The sequence below is a fragment of the Parabacteroides sp. AF39-10AC genome (assembly GCF_003635405.1).
Classification (GTDB): Bacteria; Bacteroidota; Bacteroidia; order Bacteroidales; family Tannerellaceae; genus Parabacteroides; species Parabacteroides distasonis.
Genome location: NZ_QTLP01000025.1, coordinates 39,197 through 59,801, shown reverse-complemented (window position 1 = coordinate 59,801; position 20,605 = coordinate 39,197). Strand labels below are relative to the sequence as shown.

14 protein-coding genes are annotated in these 20,605 nt (G+C 46.1%); 5 read left to right on the top strand and 9 right to left on the bottom strand.

Annotated features, from left to right (window positions below; all coding sequences use genetic code 11):
• Positions 1-24: 24 nt before the first annotated feature.
• Together clpB and DW033_RS19045 are read right to left on the bottom strand one after the other, a co-directional pair.
• The gene (clpB, locus tag DW033_RS19055; RefSeq protein ID WP_122143786.1) at positions 25-2,613 is read right to left on the bottom strand and encodes an ATP-dependent chaperone ClpB; all 2,589 of its coding nucleotides are present in this window, start codon (positions 2,611-2,613) and stop codon (positions 25-27) included.
• Between the two features lie 340 nt (positions 2,614-2,953).
• The gene (locus DW033_RS19045) at positions 2,954-3,586 is read right to left on the bottom strand and encodes a DUF4858 domain-containing protein (RefSeq protein ID WP_008778334.1); all 633 of its coding nucleotides are present in this window, start codon (positions 3,584-3,586) and stop codon (positions 2,954-2,956) included.
• Positions 3,587-3,737: 151 nt separating this feature from the next.
• On the opposite strand from DW033_RS19045, the gene yaaA reads away from it, so the two are divergent.
• The 3 genes from yaaA (at position 3,738) to DW033_RS19030 (ending at position 8,998) form a co-directional block, all read left to right on the top strand.
• Positions 3,738-4,502, top strand: coding sequence for a peroxide stress protein YaaA (gene yaaA, locus DW033_RS19040; protein ID WP_122383031.1), 765 nt, complete (start codon positions 3,738-3,740; stop codon positions 4,500-4,502).
• A 97-nt stretch (positions 4,503-4,599) separates the two neighbouring features.
• Complete coding sequence (locus DW033_RS19035; RefSeq protein ID WP_005862103.1) at positions 4,600-5,670, top strand: 6-bladed beta-propeller; 1,071 nt, start codon at positions 4,600-4,602, stop codon at positions 5,668-5,670.
• 85 nt (positions 5,671-5,755) lie between these two features.
• Entirely contained in the window at positions 5,756-8,998 is a 3,243-nt protein-coding gene (locus DW033_RS19030; RefSeq protein WP_122383030.1) for a S41 family peptidase, read from the top strand.
• A gap of 90 nt (positions 8,999-9,088) precedes the next feature.
• Here the strand turns inward: DW033_RS19030 and DW033_RS19025 are convergent, their stop codons facing one another.
• From DW033_RS19025 to pheT, 6 genes are all read right to left on the bottom strand, one after another.
• Positions 9,089-10,273, bottom strand: a complete 1,185-nt coding sequence (locus DW033_RS19025) for a glycosyltransferase family 87 protein (RefSeq protein ID WP_005862099.1) — start codon at positions 10,271-10,273, stop codon at positions 9,089-9,091.
• Between the two features lie 141 nt (positions 10,274-10,414).
• Positions 10,415-11,821 carry a DUF5723 family protein gene (locus DW033_RS19020; protein WP_005862097.1) on the bottom strand — a complete coding sequence of 469 codons (1,407 nt, stop codon included), beginning with the start codon at positions 11,819-11,821 and terminating at the stop codon, positions 10,415-10,417.
• Positions 11,822-11,857: 36 nt separating this feature from the next.
• Positions 11,858-12,916: a DUF4621 domain-containing protein gene (locus DW033_RS19015; RefSeq protein ID WP_122383029.1), complete on the bottom strand. Its 1,059-nt coding sequence runs from the start codon at positions 12,914-12,916 to the stop codon at positions 11,858-11,860.
• A gap of 132 nt (positions 12,917-13,048) precedes the next feature.
• Positions 13,049-13,813 (bottom strand): hypothetical protein, encoded by a 765-nt coding sequence (locus DW033_RS19010; protein WP_005856675.1) that lies wholly within the window; start codon positions 13,811-13,813, stop codon positions 13,049-13,051.
• A gap of 146 nt (positions 13,814-13,959) precedes the next feature.
• On the bottom strand, positions 13,960-14,691 hold the full coding sequence (locus tag DW033_RS19005; protein WP_005856672.1) for a YebC/PmpR family DNA-binding transcriptional regulator: 732 nt from the start codon (positions 14,689-14,691) through the stop codon (positions 13,960-13,962).
• Between the two features lie 39 nt (positions 14,692-14,730).
• Complete coding sequence (gene pheT, locus DW033_RS19000) at positions 14,731-17,193, bottom strand: phenylalanine--tRNA ligase subunit beta (RefSeq protein ID WP_005862093.1); 2,463 nt, start codon at positions 17,191-17,193, stop codon at positions 14,731-14,733.
• 254 nt (positions 17,194-17,447) lie between these two features.
• Here pheT and trmD point away from each other — a divergent pair, with 254 nt between their 5' ends.
• Entirely contained in the window at positions 17,448-18,122 is a 675-nt protein-coding gene (trmD, locus tag DW033_RS18995; RefSeq protein WP_008772076.1) for a tRNA (guanosine(37)-N1)-methyltransferase TrmD, read from the top strand.
• An 88-nt stretch (positions 18,123-18,210) separates the two neighbouring features.
• Here trmD and DW033_RS18990 read toward each other — a convergent pair whose 3' ends face one another.
• On the bottom strand, positions 18,211-19,164 hold the full coding sequence (locus DW033_RS18990) for an NAD-dependent epimerase/dehydratase family protein (protein ID WP_005856666.1): 954 nt from the start codon (positions 19,162-19,164) through the stop codon (positions 18,211-18,213).
• A gap of 179 nt (positions 19,165-19,343) precedes the next feature.
• Between DW033_RS18990 and kbl the strand changes: the two genes are divergently transcribed.
• A complete protein-coding gene (kbl, locus tag DW033_RS18985; protein ID WP_005856664.1) occupies positions 19,344-20,534 on the top strand; it encodes a glycine C-acetyltransferase in 1,191 nt (396 codons plus the stop codon).
• The last annotated feature ends 71 nt before the right edge of the window (positions 20,535-20,605 follow it).

Sequence of the window (20,605 nt, the reverse complement as noted above, 5' to 3'; positions counted from 1 at the left end):
TAACGTCAAGCGTTCAAGTCTACTTTAGTTCTTAAATTCCAGACCATCGTCTTTCCTATCGATCACGATCGGGCGGTTACGGTCTACCGTTCCACCCAGCAAAGCCTTTGACAACTCGTTCAAGACATACTTCTGAATGACACGTTTTACCGGACGGGCACCGAATTGAGGATCGAAGCCCTTGTCGGCGATAAAGTCCACGGCCTCGTTCGTGAAGTCCAAGGCGACACCGTTCGTAGCCAACATCTTCTTCACGCTGTTCAACTGCAAGGATACGATCTTGCGAATCTCCTCCTCGTTCAGCGGAGTAAACATGATGATATCGTCGATACGGTTCAAGAACTCCGGACGGATCGTCTTCTTCAACAGTTCCAGTACTTGGATCTTCGTCTCGTCTACCACCTTGTCATGCGTGGCGGGTGTCATCTTCTCGAAGTTCTCACGAATCAAGGAAGAACCTAGGTTACTTGTCATGATAATGATCGTGTTCTTGAAGTTGACAACGCGGCCTTTGTTATCCGTCAGCCTTCCATCATCCAAGACTTGCAACAAGATGTTGAATACATCCGGATGCGCCTTTTCGATCTCATCGAACAAGACAACCGAGTAAGGTTTCCGGCGAATCGCCTCCGTCAACTGTCCACCCTCATCGTAACCCACATATCCCGGAGGCGCACCGATCAAACGAGTCGCGCTGAATTTCTCTTGATACTCACTCATATCGATACGGGTCATCATATTCTCGTCATCGAACAAATACTCGGCCAACGCCTTGGCCAACTCCGTCTTACCCACACCGGTAGTACCGAGGAAGATGAAAGAACCGATCGGTCGTTTCGGATCCTGTAAGCCGGCACGACTACGACGAACCGCATCGGCGATAGCGTTGATCGCCTCTTCCTGACCAATCACACGGGTATGAAGCTCGGACTCCAGACGTAATAACTTATCTTTCTCGCTCTGCATCATCTTGCTGACCGGAATTCCAGTCCAACGGGATACCACATCGGCGATATCGTCGCTATCCACTTCCTCCTTGATCATAGCTGCGGCACCTTGCATCGTCTTCAACTTAGCCTGTACCTCCTTGATCTCCTCTTCCTTTTGCTTGATCTTACCGTAACGGATCTCAGCGACCTTGCCGTAATCACCCTCACGCTCCGCCTTGTCAGCCTCAAACTTTAGGTTCTCGATATCGATCTTATTTTGCTGGATCTTATTGATCTGCTCCTTCTCGCTCTGCCACTGAGCCTTTTGCTTAGTCTCCTCCTCCTTCAAGTCGGCGATCTCCTTATTCAGTAGCTCTAATTTCGACTTGTCGTTCTCACGCTTGATCGCCTCACGCTCGATCTCTAACTGTTTGATACGCCGGGAAACCTCATCCAACGACTCCGGTACGGAATCGATCTGCAAACGCAGACGGGCGGCGGCCTCATCCATCAAATCGATCGCCTTATCCGGCAAGAAACGATCCGTGATATAACGGGTAGACAACTGCACGGAAGAGATAATCGCATCATCCTTGATACGTACCTTATGGTGATTCTCGTATTTCTCCTTCAGACCACGAAGGATGGAGATCGTATCCAACTCACTCGGCTCGTCTACGATAACGGTCTGGAACCGACGCTCAAGCGCCTTATCCTTCTCAAAATACTTCTGATACTCATCCAACGTCGTGGCACCGATCGAACGTAGCTCACCACGAGCCAAGGCCGGTTTCAAGATGTTAGCTGCATCCATGGCGCCTTCGCCTTTACCGGCTCCTACCAAGGTATGGATCTCATCGATAAAGAGGATGATCTCACCCTCGGATTTCGTAACCTCGTTCACCACCGCTTTCAAACGTTCCTCGAACTCGCCTTTATATTTAGCTCCGGCGATCAACGCGCCCATATCCAACGAGAAGATCTGTTTAGACTTCAAGTTCTCGGGAACGTCACCCCGAACGATACGATGGGCCAACCCCTCAGCGATAGCAGTCTTACCTACACCCGGCTCACCGATCAAGATCGGATTGTTCTTCGTACGGCGGCTCAAGATCTGCAAGACACGGCGGATCTCCTCGTCACGTCCGATCACGGGGTCCAGTTTACCGCTACGGGCACGCTCGTTCAAATTGATGGCGTATTTTCCTAAGGCATCGTACGTCTCCTCGGCGGATTGGCTTGTCACCTTATTTCCTTTACGCAATTCCTCGATCGCTTGACGTAACTCTTTCTCTGTCACGCCGGCGTCTTTCAATATCTGTGAAGCGGTGCTCTTTTCCGTGAACAACGCCAAGATGATCGGCTCCAACGATACATATTGATCCCCCATCTTAGAGGAATAATCGATCGCCTTCTGTAAGACAGCGTTCGACTCGCTAGAGAGATAGGGTTCGCCTCCCGAAACCTTAGGATAAGATTCGATTTGGCGATCCAGTACCATATTCAGGTTTTGAGCGTTTACCCCTAATTTCTGAAAGATAAAATTAGTAACACTCTCACCCGTCATAATGACAGCTTTCAACAAGTGAACAGGTTCGATAACCTGTTGGTTATTTTTGGTAACCAACTGTACGGCTTGTTGAACAGCCTCCTGCGCCTTGATTGTAAAATTGTTTAAATTCATATATTTAAGCTCCTTTCTTATATTCTTTTCTAATTTATTTTACACTTATATCCTTACAAAAGAAATACCAAAACGAAAATATGACATTTTGTCTTAATATTATAAAACAGAATAGAGAACTCCCCGTCAAACCGTCCATTTCGGATGTCATTCGGACGTATCTTTTCAGAAAGAACAAAAGAGAGAGAAAAAGGTTTTGATAGTAAACGCACAGTATCTAGGTAAAAACAGTCAATGTTCTCAAAAAAACACGTACGAGTTTTTCCGGAAACACGTACATGTTTTTTGAAATTCACGTACGTGTTTTTTTCGAGTGGTTATATCCTATAAATCCAACAATTTACGGATAGTCATTATAATACTTCCACGTATTCTCCCGTTTCCTGTTTCTCTTCTTGTCACGGGCACTTTTCCAGAAAATAGTCTCAAGTAAATCCTCTGCGTCGAAATAGACTCTTATGGTAGCAAGTACCCCTCCCCTTCGCTGCCCATCCTTCACGACATCCGAGTATATATTAGTCAGTTTTACGTTGGCAGCCATAGGAACCTTACCTACCTTAAACTCTTTCCAATCCTGATTCTTAGGGAGCCTAATCGTGTGCGCTTGCTTCTGTATGGCCAATGAACGGGAAGGTGACTTAAAATTCAGCAGCATGAATAGGACTGGGGTAATCGAATCATAATTGGTCAACCTACGTAAAGTATCTAACTGTACATATTCCGAGAAGTCTTTCGTAATCGGCAACTCACTTGGTGAGGATAACATATGGGTTCCCGGTTGATCGGGTCGTAGAAAAGTCCCGCTTTCTATCGCCTTCTGAAACTCAGGATTCAAACGTATCTCCTCCTTGCCGGATAAAAATTCTTGCAGGCGCAAAGAATCCTGTTCCGTCCACTGCGCATGGGCCATCGTAGGTAGGATGAATACTATCAAAAGGAATATAGGTCGCATCTTCACGTCTCTCATCTTCATAATCCTCATTACATTTCTATCACCAAGACTCATTCCTCCATTAAAACCCTCATTCGAGTCGAGATACTTTAAGATTTATTGGGATGCTTATACCCTATTTGAATCTTAATATGGATTACCTTTATGCGATCAATCCAAATCCAATATAGATATGTTGATATTATTATCTCCGGCTAAGACAATGACCGGGACATCCAAGATAAAAGCGCCGCAAGGCACGACTCCACGTTTCCAGCAAGAGGCGAACGAGATCGCCCTGAATATGACCCAATTTCCCATTGACGAATTAAGTCGTATCCTCAAGCTCAGCCCGAAACTGGCGGCGGAATGTTACCGCAGATACCAAGATTTTCATGCGGAAAACAACCAGCCCTTGCAAGCGATACTCGCCTATACCGGTGTCGTATTCAAGAATATCAGCCCGAAAGACTTCACGGAGGAGGATTTTCTTTTCTCGCAAGAACATATGCGTTTCGTATCGGGATGCTACGGGTTACTTCGCCCATTAGACCTTATCAAGCCTTACCGGATGGAGTTCGACGTAAAAATCCCGGAACTAGGCGACGGGAATATGTACACCTTCTGGAAGGACAGGCAAACAAATATATTAATCCATGACGTCCGACAGGGAGACGGAATCCTACTGAATCTAGCCAGCTTGGATATCCAACCCTCTTTCCAGTGGAAGGAGGTGGAGCGATCCGTCCGGATCATCACGCCCGAGTTCAAGATCTGGAAGAACGGCAAAGCGGAGACGATCGTGATCTACGCCAAGATGTGCCGGGGACAAATGAGCCGCTATCTCATAAAGAACCGGATTTCTGACCCGGAGACATTAAAAGCATTCACATGGGAAGGCTTTTCCTATAAAGAATCCATGTCCGAGGGGGATAATTGGGTATTTCTACAAGAATAATTCTAGGCTTATCCAATAAAATCAGATGATCTACGTTTTATAAGAACAATTCGTAAAAATCATAAAAAGGTTTATCCTTCTTTAATTTAGCGGTGATATGAAAAGAACCTTTACATATTTATTACTACTTGTTCTATTGGTTTGCGGAAAGCAAGCCTATAACCTGTTAATCTCGAATGAATCGATCCGGAGCAACCCTACCGGAGCCTTGTCTGACATCGCGGATGAGGTAATCGCCATTCCATTACAGGACTCAGGGACGCATTCGATCAAGGAGGCCAAGTATATCCGTCAAGAGGGAGACAACCTATTCCTTATCAGCAATGAGACGCTTTACCGTTTCAATCGCAAGGGAGAATTTATCTGTCGCATCACCCATCCGGATGACATACGGGTAGCGGGGTATGTAGTGAACCCGGCCAACCAGCAGCTGATCGTACTTGGAAACACGGACGATATTTTCTATTACTCATTCAATGGTGATCTCCTTACCCGCAAGAAACTGAAATGCGACCTTCCGGAGAATAGGCATATGCTATCCATATCCATGCACAATAACCGGATATTTACCACCGAGGAATGTGTTCATGGGGATACGGCAGGGCAAACCGCTACGATTGAGAAACAGATCGTTGAATACGATTCCTCTTTCCATAAATTACAATCTCATACGATCCGTCCGGTCGATCTGGAACGTTCCGCATGCCCGATCGGTTGTCTCGCCCCGGAAGTAGCCGTGGAGCCCGGAAGCGGAACGGTTTATGCCTACGCCCCCTCCTATCAACCCGGGAACTTATTACGGGACACTTTATATATTAAGCAAAAGCGGCAAAGCCAAGCCTTGGAGAACCTTGCCGGAAAGAATACACTCCCTTTGCTACCGATCCGCATGGGTAGCCGTTTCTGGGTATCTACTTACTATAACGCAGAGGATGAGTCCAGAAATTACACCTTCTGTTATGATACGGAGAAGGAAGAATGCTGGCAGGTAAAAGAAGGATTAAAAGATAATTTTTATCAAACCGGTAATGTGCGACGAATGGACCCTATCGATCCCTATTGCCATTCCTATTGTTTCAGCAAATCCGGAGAGGATCTGCGAAATACTTTCCCCGCACAGGCCCAAGGGGAAAGCCTCGTGTTATTTATCGTGAAATTGAAAGGGTAAATCCAGTTAATATTTCAATAGAGAGCAGACTGATGGGTACAAAATAATATGTATCTTCGTACCATTCTAAAAAAGCATTAAGTACATGAAAAAACTTTTAACCTGCATTGCCTTGGGCTTTGCGACTACCAGCTACGCTGTAACCCCTTTGTGGATGCGTGATGTACAAATTTCTCCTGATGGAACAGAGATCGCGTTTTGTTACAAAGGAGATATCTATAAAGTACCGGCCAAAGGAGGAACAGCGACACAACTTACCACCCAAGCATCGTATGAATGCACGCCAATCTGGTCTCCGGACGGAAAACAAATCGCTTTCGCCAGCGATCGTAACGGCAATTTCGATTTATTCGTAATGCCCTCCAACGGTGGAACGGCACAGTGCCTCACCACTCATTCCGCCTCCGAGATTCCATCGGCCTTTACTCCCGACGGTAAATACGTACTCTTCTCCGCATCCATACAAGATCCCGCCCAGAGCGCCTTATTCCCGACCTCGGCCATGACGGAACTTTATAAAGTGCCGATCGGTGGCGGACGTACGGAGCAAGTATTGGGAACACCCGCCGAGATGGTTTGCTTCGATAAATCCGGAAAGACATTCTTATACCAAGACCGTAAGGGCTTCGAGGATGAATGGCGTAAACATCATACCTCGTCCGTCACCCGGGATATATGGATGTACGATACGCAAACTGGAAAACATACCAATTTGACCGACCATGCGGGAGAAGACCGCAACGCCGTATTTACCCCGGATGGACAGACGGTTTACTTTCTGAGCGAACGCAACGGAGGGTCTTTCAATGTATATTCATTCCCTCTCAACACCCCACAATCTATAACGGCGGTTACTAAGTTCAAGACGCATCCCGTACGTTTCCTCTCTACAAGTAGCGACAATACATTATGCTACACATACGATGGCGAGATCTATACACAACGTCCGGGAGTCAATCCGCAGAAAGTGCGGATTGATTTGATCCGTGACGATCAAGAGCAAATCAGCGATCTGAATTCCAGCAAAGGAGCTACCTCTGCCACCGTATCCCCCGATGGCAAGCAGATCGCCTTAACCCTAAGAGGCGAGGTATTCGTCACCTCGGCCGATTACAACACGACCAAACAAATCACCAATACCCCGGCCGCCGAAACAGGCGTATGCTTCTCGCCGGATAACCGTACCTTGGCTTATGCCAGCGAGCGTGGTGGTAATTGGCAACTTTACTTGGCTAAGATCGCCCGTAAGGAAGAAGCTAATTTCCCGAACGCGACGATTATCGAAGAGGAAGTTCTCCTGCCTTCTAAGACCGTAGAGCGTAATTATCCTCAATTCTCGCCGGATGCTAAGGAACTCGCTTTCATAGAAGATCGTATGCGGCTGATGGTAGTCAACCTTGAGACGAAGAAAGTACGCCAAGTCACGGATGGCTCCACATGGTATAGTACAGCCGGCGGTTTCGATTACTCATGGTCGCCGGACGGTAAATGGTTCACGCTCCGGTTTATCGGAAACAAGCACGATCCTTATTCGGACATCGGCTTGGTTAGCGCGCAAGGCGGGGAGATTACCAACCTGACCAATAGCGGTTACACCAGCACCTCCCCACAATGGGTACTGGATGGAAACGCCATCTTATTCACCACCGAGCGTTATGGAATGCGTGCGCATGCTTCATGGGGCTCCTTGAATGATGCCATGCTGGTATTCATGAATCAAGACGCTTATGATAAATTCCGCTTGAGCAAAGAGGATTATGAGTTGCAAAAGGAACTGGAAAAGGAGCAGAAAGAGGTAACCGGGGACAAAATCGACGACAAGAAAAAAGAAGATAAAGCCGATGAAAAGAAAGACAAAAAGCCCAAGGATATCGTAGTGGAACTGAAAGGAATCCAAGATCGTATCCTACGTCTTACTCCTAATTCCTCCGAAATGGGTAGTGCCGTCATCTCGAAGAATGGCGAGACCTTATATTATTTCTCGGCTTTCGAAGACAAATACGACCTGTGGAAAATGGACTTGCGCAAGAAAGAGACCAAGCTACTCCACAAGATGAATACCGGATGGGCGAACATGGAAATGGATAAGGAAGGTAAGAACCTGTTCTTGTTGGGTAGTAATTCCATGCAAAAAATGGATATGGGATCGGAGAAACTAACACCGATTCATTACCAAGCGAACTTAAAAATGGACTTGGCCGCCGAGCGTGAGTATATGTTCGACCATGTCTATAAACAAGAGCAAAAACGGTTCTACAACGTGAATATGCACGGCGTAAATTGGGACGCTATGACAGCCGCCTACCGTAAGTTCTTGCCACATATCAATAACAACTATGACTTCGCGGAGTTGCTAAGCGAATATCTGGGAGAACTCAACGTCTCCCACACCGGAGGACGCTTCCGTCCGCAAACAAGCGGCAATATTACCGCCAACCTAGGCCTACTTTTCGATTGGAACCATAGCGGCAAAGGTTTATTAATCGCTGAGGTAGTGGAAAAAGGCCCATTCGATCACGCACGTTCCAAGGTAAAAGCCGGTACCGTCATGGAGAAAATAGACGGACAAGAAATAACCCCGGATATGGATTACTCCAAGCTATTAAACAATAAGGCCAAAAAGAAGACCTTGGTTTCCCTCTACGATCCACAAACCAAAGAACGCTGGGAAGAGGTAGTCTTGCCTATCAGTAACGGTGAGTTAAATAACTTGCTTTATACTCGCTGGGTGAAACAACGTGCCGCCGACGTGGATAAATGGTCGAACGGACGATTGGGATACGTCCATATCCAATCCATGGGAGACCCTAGTTTCCGCTCTGTCTACTCCGATATCCTAGGTAAATATAACGACCGGGAGGGCATCGTCATTGATACCCGTTTCAATGGTGGTGGACGTTTGCATGAGGATATCGAGATCTTGTTCAGCGGAGAGAAATACCTCACCCAAGTGACACGTGGCCGGGAGGCTTGCGATATGCCTAGCCGCCGCTGGAATAAACCTTCCATCATGCTCCAATGCGAGGCTAATTATAGTAACGCACATGGAACCCCGTGGGTTTATAAGCATCAACACATCGGACGTTTAGTTGGTATGCCCGTACCGGGAACAATGACTACCGTCTCTTGGGAAACCCTGCAAGATCCGACGCTGGTATTCGGCACACCTATTACCGGTTATCGCCTGTCGGACGGTAGTTACTTAGAGAACACACAGCTGGAACCGGATGTTAAAGTCGCTAATTCTCCGGAAACTGTTGTCAAAGGGGAAGATACGCAATTGAGAACAGCGGTACAAGAATTACTGAAAGAGATCGATAAAAAGTAGTTTAAAACGAGACTACTCTCATCGCTTGTCGGGAGTAGTCTCGTTTTATTATGTAACCTTCTATTAAAAAACAGGCGATATTCACTCTGCCTAAGTCGTGATATGCTTATAGGGAGAATGACTAAAATCCAAGAAACACATCTCATAGCAAATGGTCAGCCACACCACAATGCAAGGCCAAGCTTTTATCACATACGGACGGATCAGTCCATTCCGGACAATAGATGGAACCAGCTCTGTAGTGGATAAGCCAACAATCACCAAGGTAGCTATCCAAAGCCAATAAGTATATTTCTTATGGGGCGATACACTGCATATATACCAGATAGCGGCTCCTATCATCGCTATGATATACCCACTCGCCTCGCTTCCCGTACTGAATAATACGACAAACAATAAAACATTAGCCAACAGCATAAAGCGAAAAGCCAGATATTTATATTGAGAGATCCTCAAATATGGAATGCAGAATAAAATCAAGCCCGGTATGATAAGCCACATATCGCTATACTCCGCATTCCCGGATATCTTTCGAACCACTCCTAATAATGATATATTTTGCGGATCAGCGAACATATTCAACATATTTTTCACCTTCAATCGCTCAAACCAATCTATATACTGAGAGATCACATACTCAAACCCCGGTGTATAAAGCACCGGGATCACAAAGCAAACCAATCCCCAGAAAAGACAAGAGACTAATAATCTCACTTTCTGCCTTGAGAAGAAAAAGAACGCCAATCCCACGATTGGATAAATCTTGATAAATGTTCCGAGCATAATAATGCCTGCCGCCCAGAAATCCTTTTTCTCCAGTATCAAGACAAATGATAATAAGATAAAGGCCGCTACTGATATATTGAATTGCTGTACTCCTTGAGCCGTCATCAACTCACAATACGAATACCAATAAATAATGATTTTGGGGGTACTCGACAATGGCAATCGGCTAATCGCATAAAATAATAGGGCGGTATTCCCCGCTATCCATAAGATCATACCCAGCCATTCCGGTAACAGGGCGAAAGGAGCTATGATAAGACTGAATAAGACTCCATAATGGTTTGAATCATAATATTCCGGATAATGATCCCCATATAAGGTTAAGCCTTCGATAGCATGCCAGTAGACTCCTTCAAATATCTTATAATTATTATATTTCCCGATCAACAACTTGACAATAGCAAAAATAACACCTGTTAGCATCCATACCCCGAATACAGTCCGGGGCTCTCTCCATACCGGATGGGTGGCTAAAGTCTTTAATCTCATATCCAATTTCTTCCTTTCAATCAGTCCACAAAGATAAAAAACCTAATAAAACGAGCCTAATAAAAAAGAAAAGACTGTCTGGGTATATAACCCGGACAGCCTTTTCCTTTATGATACAGACTCTATTCTGAGTATTCCCTATTAATTAGCGAATGATTTCAAAGGAACACTTACTCCCATGTAAAGATTCATGGCGTTACCGCTGACCGGTAAGCATTGTGGAGTTACCTTTGTCAACATATAATCCGATCCGATAAAGAAATTGATCCAAGACGGTGAGAAATTCAAGGCGATACCATACGTCTTGAACTTACTATGGATAAATGAGTAGCTCAGCGTAGCCTCAAACCATTTCACCGGACGGTAATTACCGGACAATGTCAGTTCCGTATAGGCTTTCGGGGAATAAAGACGAGTGCTCGACAATAAACCGATACCTAACTTGTTTTCCAGTAAACGGTACTCGCCACCGATATTGATTGTCGAACGAAGACGGGTAGTGCTTCCGGACTCACCCTCTTTCTTGAAATGAAGCAAGTTCTCGAAATCTTCCTTGATAGCGTCAAACTGATCGCCCATGCTCGGTATATCACCGTTATTCTCGCCAATAGCCAGATCAAAGCCGTTAAAGTCGAAAGTTCCATCCAACTTACCTAGCGTGCTACCTCCCTTGCTCCAGCTGATAAAACCTAAATCAAGGACAGCGGCGGATAACATGATATTCTCGGTCAATTGGTACGTAGCACCCAAGTCCACTCCCATACCGAAACCGCTAAGACCCGGAGAATCGAAATCAAAGCTATTATAATAATCACGGCCTTGCTCGTCTACTTCCATTTCCGGAACCAAGCCTTTCATATTCGTCTGCAATGTACCGGTAGAGGTAACTTTCCAGCTAGTCTCTCCCATCTCAGCATGCATCTGATCGATCGTAGCGTCCATAGAACCTACGCCCCATAACAATTTAACCTTACCTCCGACTGTCAACTTATCCGTGATAGGACGAGAATATCCTACACCTGTCTCCAAATAAGCCTCGGCGTACGCCCTGATATTACGAATATCATAGGTACTCTGAGATCCATTACCCTTTTTCATGAACTCGAACAATGTCTTCGGAGCACGAATATTCGCCAAGCCCTTGATAGAAACATCAACCGTCCAGAATCCCTTGCCGGCGTACCAGCCACCGGATAGAACCTGCGTGCCAAAATCCATGTTTACCTGATTCTCATCCTTCAAGCCATTCAGGAAAGACTCGGTATTCACGGAGTTATCCATGAACGTAACGGTCTCACCATTCTTCGGATAAATAAAATTATCCACAGCTATTCCGTTCGTACCATACGAAGCGCCAACCGCGCCTAATACCGGAATGGAGACATAGCCTCTCTCGGGACGATACGCCGGATTCATTGTCGTGCGTGCCGTAGAGGATTGCATGAAGTAAGAAGTTCGTATTTGCTGGGCGGATACCGACATCCCCACAGTGGTCAATAAACATAAAGCGCACAGACCTCTCTTATACATATTATATATAGTATTCATCTTTCTTTTTCGTAATTTAAATGGTTAGTACTGGGATCAAATAGAAATTCCGCCTTCTTTCTTGAGTTTCAAGTTGAAGGTCGTTTTCTGGCCTTTCTTCAAAGCCTCGCTTTGATCTCTACCCGTTAAATGTAAATTCAGGTCTATATGACGTGCGTCCTTCATTTTCGGCATATCCTCCTTCGTGATCTCGAAGACAACCTCTCCGGATTGTCCTTTTACCTCTTGCGCCGGAAATTGGATATCTACCGGTACATTGTTCTCATCCATGATCACCATCTCGATAGACATATCGAACGGCATCTCGTTCGTAACCTCTCCATAGATCCTCGCGCTTCCGTCCGAGAAAATATAGTCTACGAAATCCTCATCAAAAGCGTCCTCGATCCGCTCGACGGATACGGCGCTAAATTCCGGTGCCGGAGTCAACGGAAGCTCTACCGCATAACGTAACTCACTCAAGGCATCCGCAGGAGCGTTCGCCCATTGTTTGCTATCAGCGGACAAAGACAAATGTATTTTTTGAGGAACAATCTGTACGATTCCCGGTAACTTCTCGTTCTTGACAAACTTAAAAGCATCCGTCTTCGGATCAAGAGGGCCGATCCAAATATTAGGAGACACCGTTGACAAGGTAAAATCAGAGGAAGTAGCCTCCTTTTTACTTGCGTTCTCAGCCTCGATAGACAAGCTACAATCCAAAGAGGCATTCTTTACATTCGACTTTAACGTAATGTGGGGGTTCGTTAACGCCAAAACGAAATCGCCATCGAACAAGCCATCGATATCCCCAGTCGTTATATCTTCCGAGGCGATCTCCACTTTATCAGAGGCGGCCCGTAAGCTTTTCCCCTTAATCTTCATCTCTCCATCATAGATCATGACGTAAGCCCCGTCGACTTCCCGAATGGAAGGGACTTTCTCTACATTCACAACGTCATCCGACGTTACATAACCCGTACCGAGGGGAGCTATCCAAGACTCACCCATTACCGCATCGTCCGTATTGACATCGCTTAAATCATACTTACTATCCACACATGCCGCTAAACAGCAAGATGATAGCAATAGCATCACTAAATGTTTGTTTTTCATATAAAGTTATTTTTATCAAAATTATGACCCTAACAGCGCGCAAAAATAAACAAAATAAATGAAAGTTTAGCCATAAAAAAAGAGTGGCATCGTATTATTAACGCCACTCTTAGCTTATACTATCTTTGACAATCAAAATATTCTTCCGCAAATACGAATCTTCATGACCGGATAAACCGTTAGCTTGTCCATGATCTTCGTAAAGGTATCATCCTCGTCTATCTCATTCAACAAGTCCTTTACATCCCCTGAATCCGTATACACCTCCGGTTTGCCATGGAATTGCACACCCAGCTCAAACATCACGCCAACCCGTTTCTTAGGAACCGCACGACCGAATCCAAGACCTAGATAAGGACGAAAACCGGACACTTTCAATCCACCGGATACATTACCGTTATTATCCACCGGAATCGTATAATCACCGATAACTATGCCCGCACTTTCTCCTTGGGCGATCAGGTCTTTCAGCTTATCACTATGCCCTTCTATCTTCACCAAGGAAGAACCACCGAAATAGGCGCCGGCCGCAACGAAGAACGAAGAAGCGTGAGGAAACGGGTAAACATTCACCAACAACTGTCCGGAAGTACGTTTCAAGCTACCTTTGACATCCATGGAGTATGTATCATTATACACACCCGCTCGCGGATCGTTAACATCTACATCCACGTCCGTATTAATGCTGAAACCCGGCATAAAGGTAAGACCACCTCTCAACGCCAGATAAGGCGTAATAGGAGTAGCGACCTCCACATCTACACCCGTCAAACCAACACCCACTCCTGCCGAAACAGAATTGAAAATCCCTAACTCCTTTTGAGCTGAGATAAAATTACACGTCGCAAACATGCTCACGAACGCACAAAGAAGAAATAGTCTTTTCATTTTCACCATATAAGTTAAATTGTTATTCACCCTAGACTCACAAAAATAAATAAAAAACATGAAACATTCGTTGTAAAAAAGAAAAAGCGACATCGAATTTGCCTCGATGTCGCTTTTTTACGGATAAAGTATACTATTTTACGTATAAGCGTACGTTATTCCTCCTCAGAATCGTCTTCCTTCATATTATGGAATACGTTTTGAACGTCTTCGTCTTCCTCTAATTTCTCGATAATCTTCTCGATAGACTCACGCTGTTCCGGAGTAACCTCCTTCAAATCGTTCGGAATACGTACGAACTCACTACTCAAGATCTCGAAACCATTCTCCTCCAAATATTTCTGGATCGCCGAATTCTGCGCGAACTCACCATAAAGAACAACCTCGTCCTCGTCTTCCTCAACCTCATCTACACCGAAGTCGATCAACTCCAACTCTAGGTCTTCTAAAGAAAGATCCTCTTTTTTAGCGATATGGAATACGCATTTATGATCGAACAAGAACTCCAAGCTACCGGATGTTCCCAGAGAACCACCGTTCTTATTGAAATAACTACGAACGTTGGCTACCGTACGAGTCGTATTATCCGTAGCGGTCTCAACGAAGATAGCGATACCGAAAGGACCATATCCCTCATAGTTCATCTCCTTATAATCCGTGAAATCCTTGGATACGGCACGTTTAATGGCACGCTCCACGTTCTCCTTCGGCATATTCTCCTTTTTGGCGTTCTGCATCAACACACGTAAACGAGGATTATTCTCGGGCTCCGGCCCACCTTGTTTTGCCGCGATCGTGATTTCCTTACCTAACTTCGTGAATACACGGGCCATATTGCCCCAACGCTTAAACTTTCTCGCTTTACGAAACTCAAACGCTCTTCCCATATGTTTATCAGTTTATCTTTATTTTATGTAATTAAATTCTTATCTCAATTGAGCACCTAGCTTTTGTTCCAGATTCGTCTGGATCTTCTTCATGATAGCGTCGATCTGCTTATCGTTCAAAGTCTTGCTCTCATCTTGCATGAAGAAGCTTACGGCATAAGACTTCTTGCCCGCCGGAAGGTTCTTGCCCTCGTAAACGTCGAACAGAGATACTTCCTTCAATAGCTTGCGATCGCTATCCTTAGCGATTTTCTCGACCTCGCTAAACTGTACGCTCTTATCAAGCAACAACGCCAAGTCACGTTTAACGGCCGGGAACTTGGAAATCTCGGAGAAGGTTACTTTCGCCTTCTTGATCTCCTTCATCAATTGGGTCCACGACAACTCAGCGTAATAAACCTCCATATCGATATCCAGCATCTTACGAAGTTTCTTGCTTACGATACCCATCGTACCCAATTGACGTCCGGAACCGGTCGTGATGCTTAGGCCCGAAGAATAGATATCATTCGTCAAGTTACCGAAAATAACCCGTTTCATATCCACACCCAAGCGGGCTAAGATATTCTCTACGTAAGCCTTCAACTCATAAACGGAAGATTTCTCGTCAGGATGCGCCCAGTTGTTCTCCACCCGGTTGCCGGCTACCCAGATGCCTAGACGGTAATCCTCGCTGAACTGCGCCAAGGTCTCATCTTCCTTCTTGTTATCGATATTATAATCATAGCAATTACCAAACTCATAGAAACGGACATTGCCATTCTTACGCTTCATGTTATGCTCGATGCTCTCCAAGCCTCCGAACAACAAGGTCTGACGCATGCAGTTCAAATCAGCGCTTAACGGGTTCATCAACATGACACAATGCGCTTCCGGATAAACAGACAGATCCGTATAATAAGCGGAGCGTGTCAAGGAATTGTTCATGATCTCGTTGAAACCACAACCGCAAAGTTGCTCCGAGATCAAGTTCTGCAATTTCCAGCTACGATCCGTAGGAGTCTGGTAACTTAAATTGGACTTCACGTTATCGCTGAACTCCACGTTATTATATCCGTAGATACGAAGAATGTCCTCGATCACGTCTACATCACGCTGCACATCGATACGATATACGGGAACATGCAAAGTCAAGCCCTCGGCAGTCTCGGATACGATCTCCATCTCAAGGCTTGCCAAGATACTTTTCACGGTTTCTACCGGAATATCCTTACCGATCAACGTATTGATCTTCTCGTAAGTCACCTCAACCGTATACGGTTCCGCCACGGTAGGATAAACATCCTGTACGGCACCCGTGATCTTACCTCCCGCCAACTCTTGTATCAACAAGGCGGCACGTTTCAATACATACATCGTATTGTTCGGATCCAAACCACGCTCGAAGCGGAAAGAAGCGTCCGTATTCAAGCCAAAACGACGGGCGGTCTTGCGAATCCACGTCGGATGGAAACAAGCGGATTCCAAGAATACGTCGGTGGTCTCCTCCGTCACGCCGGAATCCAAACCGCCGAACACGCCACCGATACACATCGGTTCCTCGACGTTACAAATCATCAAGTCACGATCGGTCAACGTACGCTCCACGCCATCCAACGTGACGAATTTCGTACCAGCCTCGGCCGCCTTGACAATCACTTTATTTCCTTTGATCTTACCCGCGTCAAAAGAGTGTAAAGGCTGCCCCAACTCATGCAGGATAAAGTTCGTTATATCCACTACGTTATTGATGGGACGAAGGCCGATCACACGCAAACGGTTTTGTAACCACTCCGGGCTCTCCTTCACCGTAACGCCCTTGATCGTAACACCGGAATAACGGGGACAAGCCTCCGTATTCTCTACCACGACCTCTACGCCCGGTGTCTCGTCATCGATCTTGAAAGCGTCTACCGAAGGACGTCTCAATTCGGCGGGCTTGCCGTTTTGCTTCAAATAAGCGGCCAAGTCACGGGCGACACCGAAATGGGAAGTAGCGTCTACACGGTTCGGGGTGATATCCACCTCCAGCACGTAGTCGCTCTTTACATTATAATAATCTTTAGCTAACGTACCTACAACAGCATCGGCGGGAAGTACGATAATACCGTTATGGTCGGTACCGATACCGATCTCGTCCTCGGCGCAAATCATACCGTTGGACTCAACGCCACGGATCTTGGATCTCTTGATGGTAAAGCATTCGTCACCGTCGTACAGTTTCGTACCGTTCACGGCTACGACCACTTTCTGTCCGGCAGCCACGTTCGGGGCACCGCATACGATTTGTAAAGGAGCCTCGCCACCTACATTTACGGTCGTAATATGTAAATGGTCAGAATTCGGGTGTTCCTCACAAGTTAACACTTCACCGATAACCAGTCCCTCAAGTCCGCCCTTAATGGTTTGAACTTCCTCTACTCCACCGGTTTCCAAACCGATAGAGGTAAGCGCCGCAGCAACTTCTTCTGGCTCCAGATCGAAATCAAGATACTCTTTCAGCCAATTGTAAGATATATTCATCGCTATAAAATTTATTCTCTAAAGAGACGGCCTCTATTGATAGCCGCCGAATTGACGGACAAAAGTACGAATAATAATTCAAACGATACAAAAATATCCTCATGAACTTCTACGAACTCTTAACTGCGCCAACGCATGCGTTTCATTCATTCTTAATTTTCTATCGCGAATCATAGATAATAGAGACTCACTTTACGATGAGTCAGAATAAAGATGTACCTTTGCGGGAGGTTTTAACGTTACAACTATTTTTTATGCGTATAGATATACTTACCGTACTTCCCGAGATGATCGAGGGGATGATTAATTGCTCTATCGTCAAGAGGGCGCAAGATAAAGGATTAGCGGAGATTCATTTACATAACCTACGGGATTACACCACTAATAAATGGAGGCGGGTGGATGATTATCCGTTCGGAGGAGAGGCCGGAATGGTGATGCAGATCGAACCGATAGACCGGGCGATCTCAGCGTTGAAAAGCGAACGGGAATATGACGAGGTAATCTATACCTCCCCGGATGGCGAGACACTCAACCAGCCCATGGCCAACAGCATGTCTTTACTAAATAATATGATTATCCTCTGCGGGCACTATAAAGGGATCGACTATCGTATCCGTGAGCATTTGATAACGAAAGAGATATCCGTAGGAGACTATGTCCTTACCGGAGGAGAGCTGGCCGCCGCTATCATAACCGACGCCGTGGTACGCTTGATACCGGGAGCGATCGGCGACGAGCAAAGCGCCCTCTCCGACTCCTTCCAAGATGACTTACTGGCCCCGCCTGTTTATACACGTCCCGCCGATTACAAAGGTTGGAAAGTACCCGAGGTACTATTATCCGGGCACCAGCGCAAGATCGAAGAATGGCGCTTGCAACAAGCACAAGAGCGTACGGCACGCCTCCGGCCGGATTTATTGAAATAGCAGCGTTAAAAAACAAGGCCGGGGATCATCCCCCCCGATGATACCCCGGCCCCTCTATCCACAAACAATCATGGCTACAACATCACTCTTATTTATTGAAACGTTCTTTCAATTTAGCTAACATGTCTTTTGTCATGGCATCCAAATCATACTCCGGCTTCCAGCCCCACTCTTGGCGGGCGCAAGTATCATCCAAGGAGTTCGGCCACGACTCGGCGATAGCCTGACGCAAAGGATCTACCTCATACTCCATCTGGAATTCAGGCATATATTTCTTGATATTATTAAAGATGATCTCCGGATCGAAACTCATCGACGCAATGTTGAAAGAGTTGCGATGAACGAACTTCGTAGAATCCGCCTCCATAATCTCGATAGCGGCACGCAAGCCGTCCGGCATGTACATCATATCCATGAAAGTACCGGCTGCGATCGGGCAAACGAATTTCTCGCCCTTAGCGGCCGAATAGTAAATATCGACAGCGTAATCCGTCGTACCACCACCCGGAGGTGTTACGTAAGAGATCAATCCGGGGAAACGAACCGAACGTGTGTCCACGCCGAAACGGATATTATAATAATCGCTTAACAACTCGCCGGATACCTTCGTCACGCCGTACATCGTACGAGGATTACGGATCGTATCTTGAGGAGTCTTGTCTTTCGGGGTATTGTTACCGAAAACGCCAATAGAGCTCGGCGTAAATACGGCGCAGTGCATCTCACGGGCCACCTCAAGCACATTGAACAAGCCTCCCATACCGATCTTCCATGCCAACTGAGGTTTAGCCTCGGCTACAGCCGACAAAAGAGCCGCCAAGTTGTAGATCGTATCAATATTATATTTTGATACCGTCTCAGCGATCTGCTGCTCGTTCGTGATATCCACGATAGCGGAAGGTCCCGATTCTAACAACTCGCCTTTTGGTTCCGCACCCGGGATATAACCCGCTACTATGTTCCCACCGTAGATACTTCTTAATTTCATGGTTAACTCTGATCCGATCTGACCGGTAGAACCAATTACTAATACATTCTTCATCGCGTTTAATGAGATTTAAGTTTTTTTCCGTCGGCAAAGGTATAGAGAATAAAACAGTTTAGACATGAATTTCTTCTCTTTTTTAGTATTAAAATTCAAAAAAAAAACAGACCTTTGTCTGTCGCTTTGACAACGAAGCTACTACTCACATCTAAATACTAATAAAAAACGAAGTTTTTATGTACGGAAAACTTAAAGAATTCTTGACAAATGAACTTGAAGGCATCAAAGCCGCTGGTTTATACAAGAACGAGCGTATCATTACTACGCCGCAGAGAGCCGACATCAAAGTAAATGCCGGAAGTGATGTTTTAAACTTCTGCGCCAACAACTATCTTGGCCTGTCCGATAACCAACGACTGATCAAGGCCGCGAAAGAAGCCATGGATACACACGGTTATGGTATGTCGTCCGTTCGTTTCATCTGTGGAACGCAGGATTTGCACAAGCAATTGGAAGCAGCCATCTCCGACTATTTCAAGACTGAGGACACGATCCTTTACGCCGCATGTTTCGACGCTAACGGTGGTTTGTTCGAGCCATTGTTCGGCGAGGAAGACGCTATCATCTCGGATGCCTTGAACCACGCCTCTATCATCGACGGCGTTCGTTTATGCAAGGCTAAACGTTACCGCTACGCTAACGCCGATATGGCGGACTTGGAGCGTTGCCTACAAGAGGCGCAGGCCCAACGTCACCGTATCATCGCCACGGACGGCGTGTTCTCCATGGACGGCAATGTCGCTCCGATGGACAAGATTTGCGAGCTTGCCGAGAAATATGACGCATTGGTTATGGTGGACGAGTCTCACTCTGCCGGTGTCGTAGGCCCGACGGGTCATGGCGTAGCCGAGCAGTTTGATGTTTACGGACGTGTAGATATCTTCACGGGTACGCTGGGTAAGGCGTTCGGTGGTGCCATGGGTGGCTTCACGACCGGAAAGAAGGAGATTATCGATATGTTACGTCAGCGTTCTCGCCCCTACTTGTTCTCTAACTCCGTGGCTCCGGCCATCGTAGGCGCAAGCTTGGAGATGTTCAAGATGTTGAAGGAGAGCGACGCTTTACATACGAAATTAATGAACAACGTAAGTTACTTCCGCGACAAGATGCTGGCAGCCGGTTTCGATATCAAGCCGACTCAATCCGCTATCTGCGCTGTTATGTTGTACGACGCTAAGTTGTCTCAAGATTTCGCCGCCAAGATGCAGGAAGAGGGTATTTACGTAACCGGTTTTTATTACCCGGTAGTACCGAAGGGACAAGCTCGTATCCGTGTACAATTGTCCGCCGGCCACGAGACTGAGCATCTGGACAAGGCTATCGCTGCGTTTATCAAGGTAGGAAAAGAGCTAGGCGTTATCAAATAACACCTCTCTCATTCATCATACAAGGCCACATCCGGGCAAGATGATCTGGATGTGGCTTTTTAATCACTAAG

Bases quoted from the DNA above. Each gene is read 5' to 3' on its own strand.
- DW033_RS19015 (WP_122383029.1), bottom strand. From the start codon at position 12,916: ATGAAAAACAAACATTTAGTGATGCTATTGCTATCATCTTGCTGTTTA.
- DW033_RS18990 (WP_005856666.1), bottom strand. From the start codon at position 19,164: ATGAAGAATGTATTAGTAATTGGTTCTACCGGTCAGATCGGATCAGAG.
- DW033_RS19045 (WP_008778334.1), bottom strand. From the start codon at position 3,586: ATGAAGATGAGAGACGTGAAGATGCGACCTATATTCCTTTTGATAGTA.
- clpB (WP_122143786.1), bottom strand. From the start codon at position 2,613: ATGAATTTAAACAATTTTACAATCAAGGCGCAGGAGGCTGTTCAACAA.
- DW033_RS19035 (WP_005862103.1), top strand. From the start codon at position 4,600: ATGAAAAGAACCTTTACATATTTATTACTACTTGTTCTATTGGTTTGC.
- pheT (WP_005862093.1), bottom strand. From the start codon at position 17,193: ATGAATATATCTTACAATTGGCTGAAAGAGTATCTTGATTTCGATCTG.
- trmD (WP_008772076.1), top strand. From the start codon at position 17,448: ATGCGTATAGATATACTTACCGTACTTCCCGAGATGATCGAGGGGATG.
- DW033_RS19005 (WP_005856672.1), bottom strand. From the start codon at position 14,691: ATGGGAAGAGCGTTTGAGTTTCGTAAAGCGAGAAAGTTTAAGCGTTGG.
- DW033_RS19010 (WP_005856675.1), bottom strand. From the start codon at position 13,813: ATGGTGAAAATGAAAAGACTATTTCTTCTTTGTGCGTTCGTGAGCATG.
- yaaA (WP_122383031.1), top strand. From the start codon at position 3,738: ATGTTGATATTATTATCTCCGGCTAAGACAATGACCGGGACATCCAAG.
- DW033_RS19025 (WP_005862099.1), bottom strand. From the start codon at position 10,273: ATGAGATTAAAGACTTTAGCCACCCATCCGGTATGGAGAGAGCCCCGG.
- kbl (WP_005856664.1), top strand. From the start codon at position 19,344: ATGTACGGAAAACTTAAAGAATTCTTGACAAATGAACTTGAAGGCATC.
- DW033_RS19030 (WP_122383030.1), top strand. From the start codon at position 5,756: ATGAAAAAACTTTTAACCTGCATTGCCTTGGGCTTTGCGACTACCAGC.
- DW033_RS19020 (WP_005862097.1), bottom strand. From the start codon at position 11,821: ATGAATACTATATATAATATGTATAAGAGAGGTCTGTGCGCTTTATGT.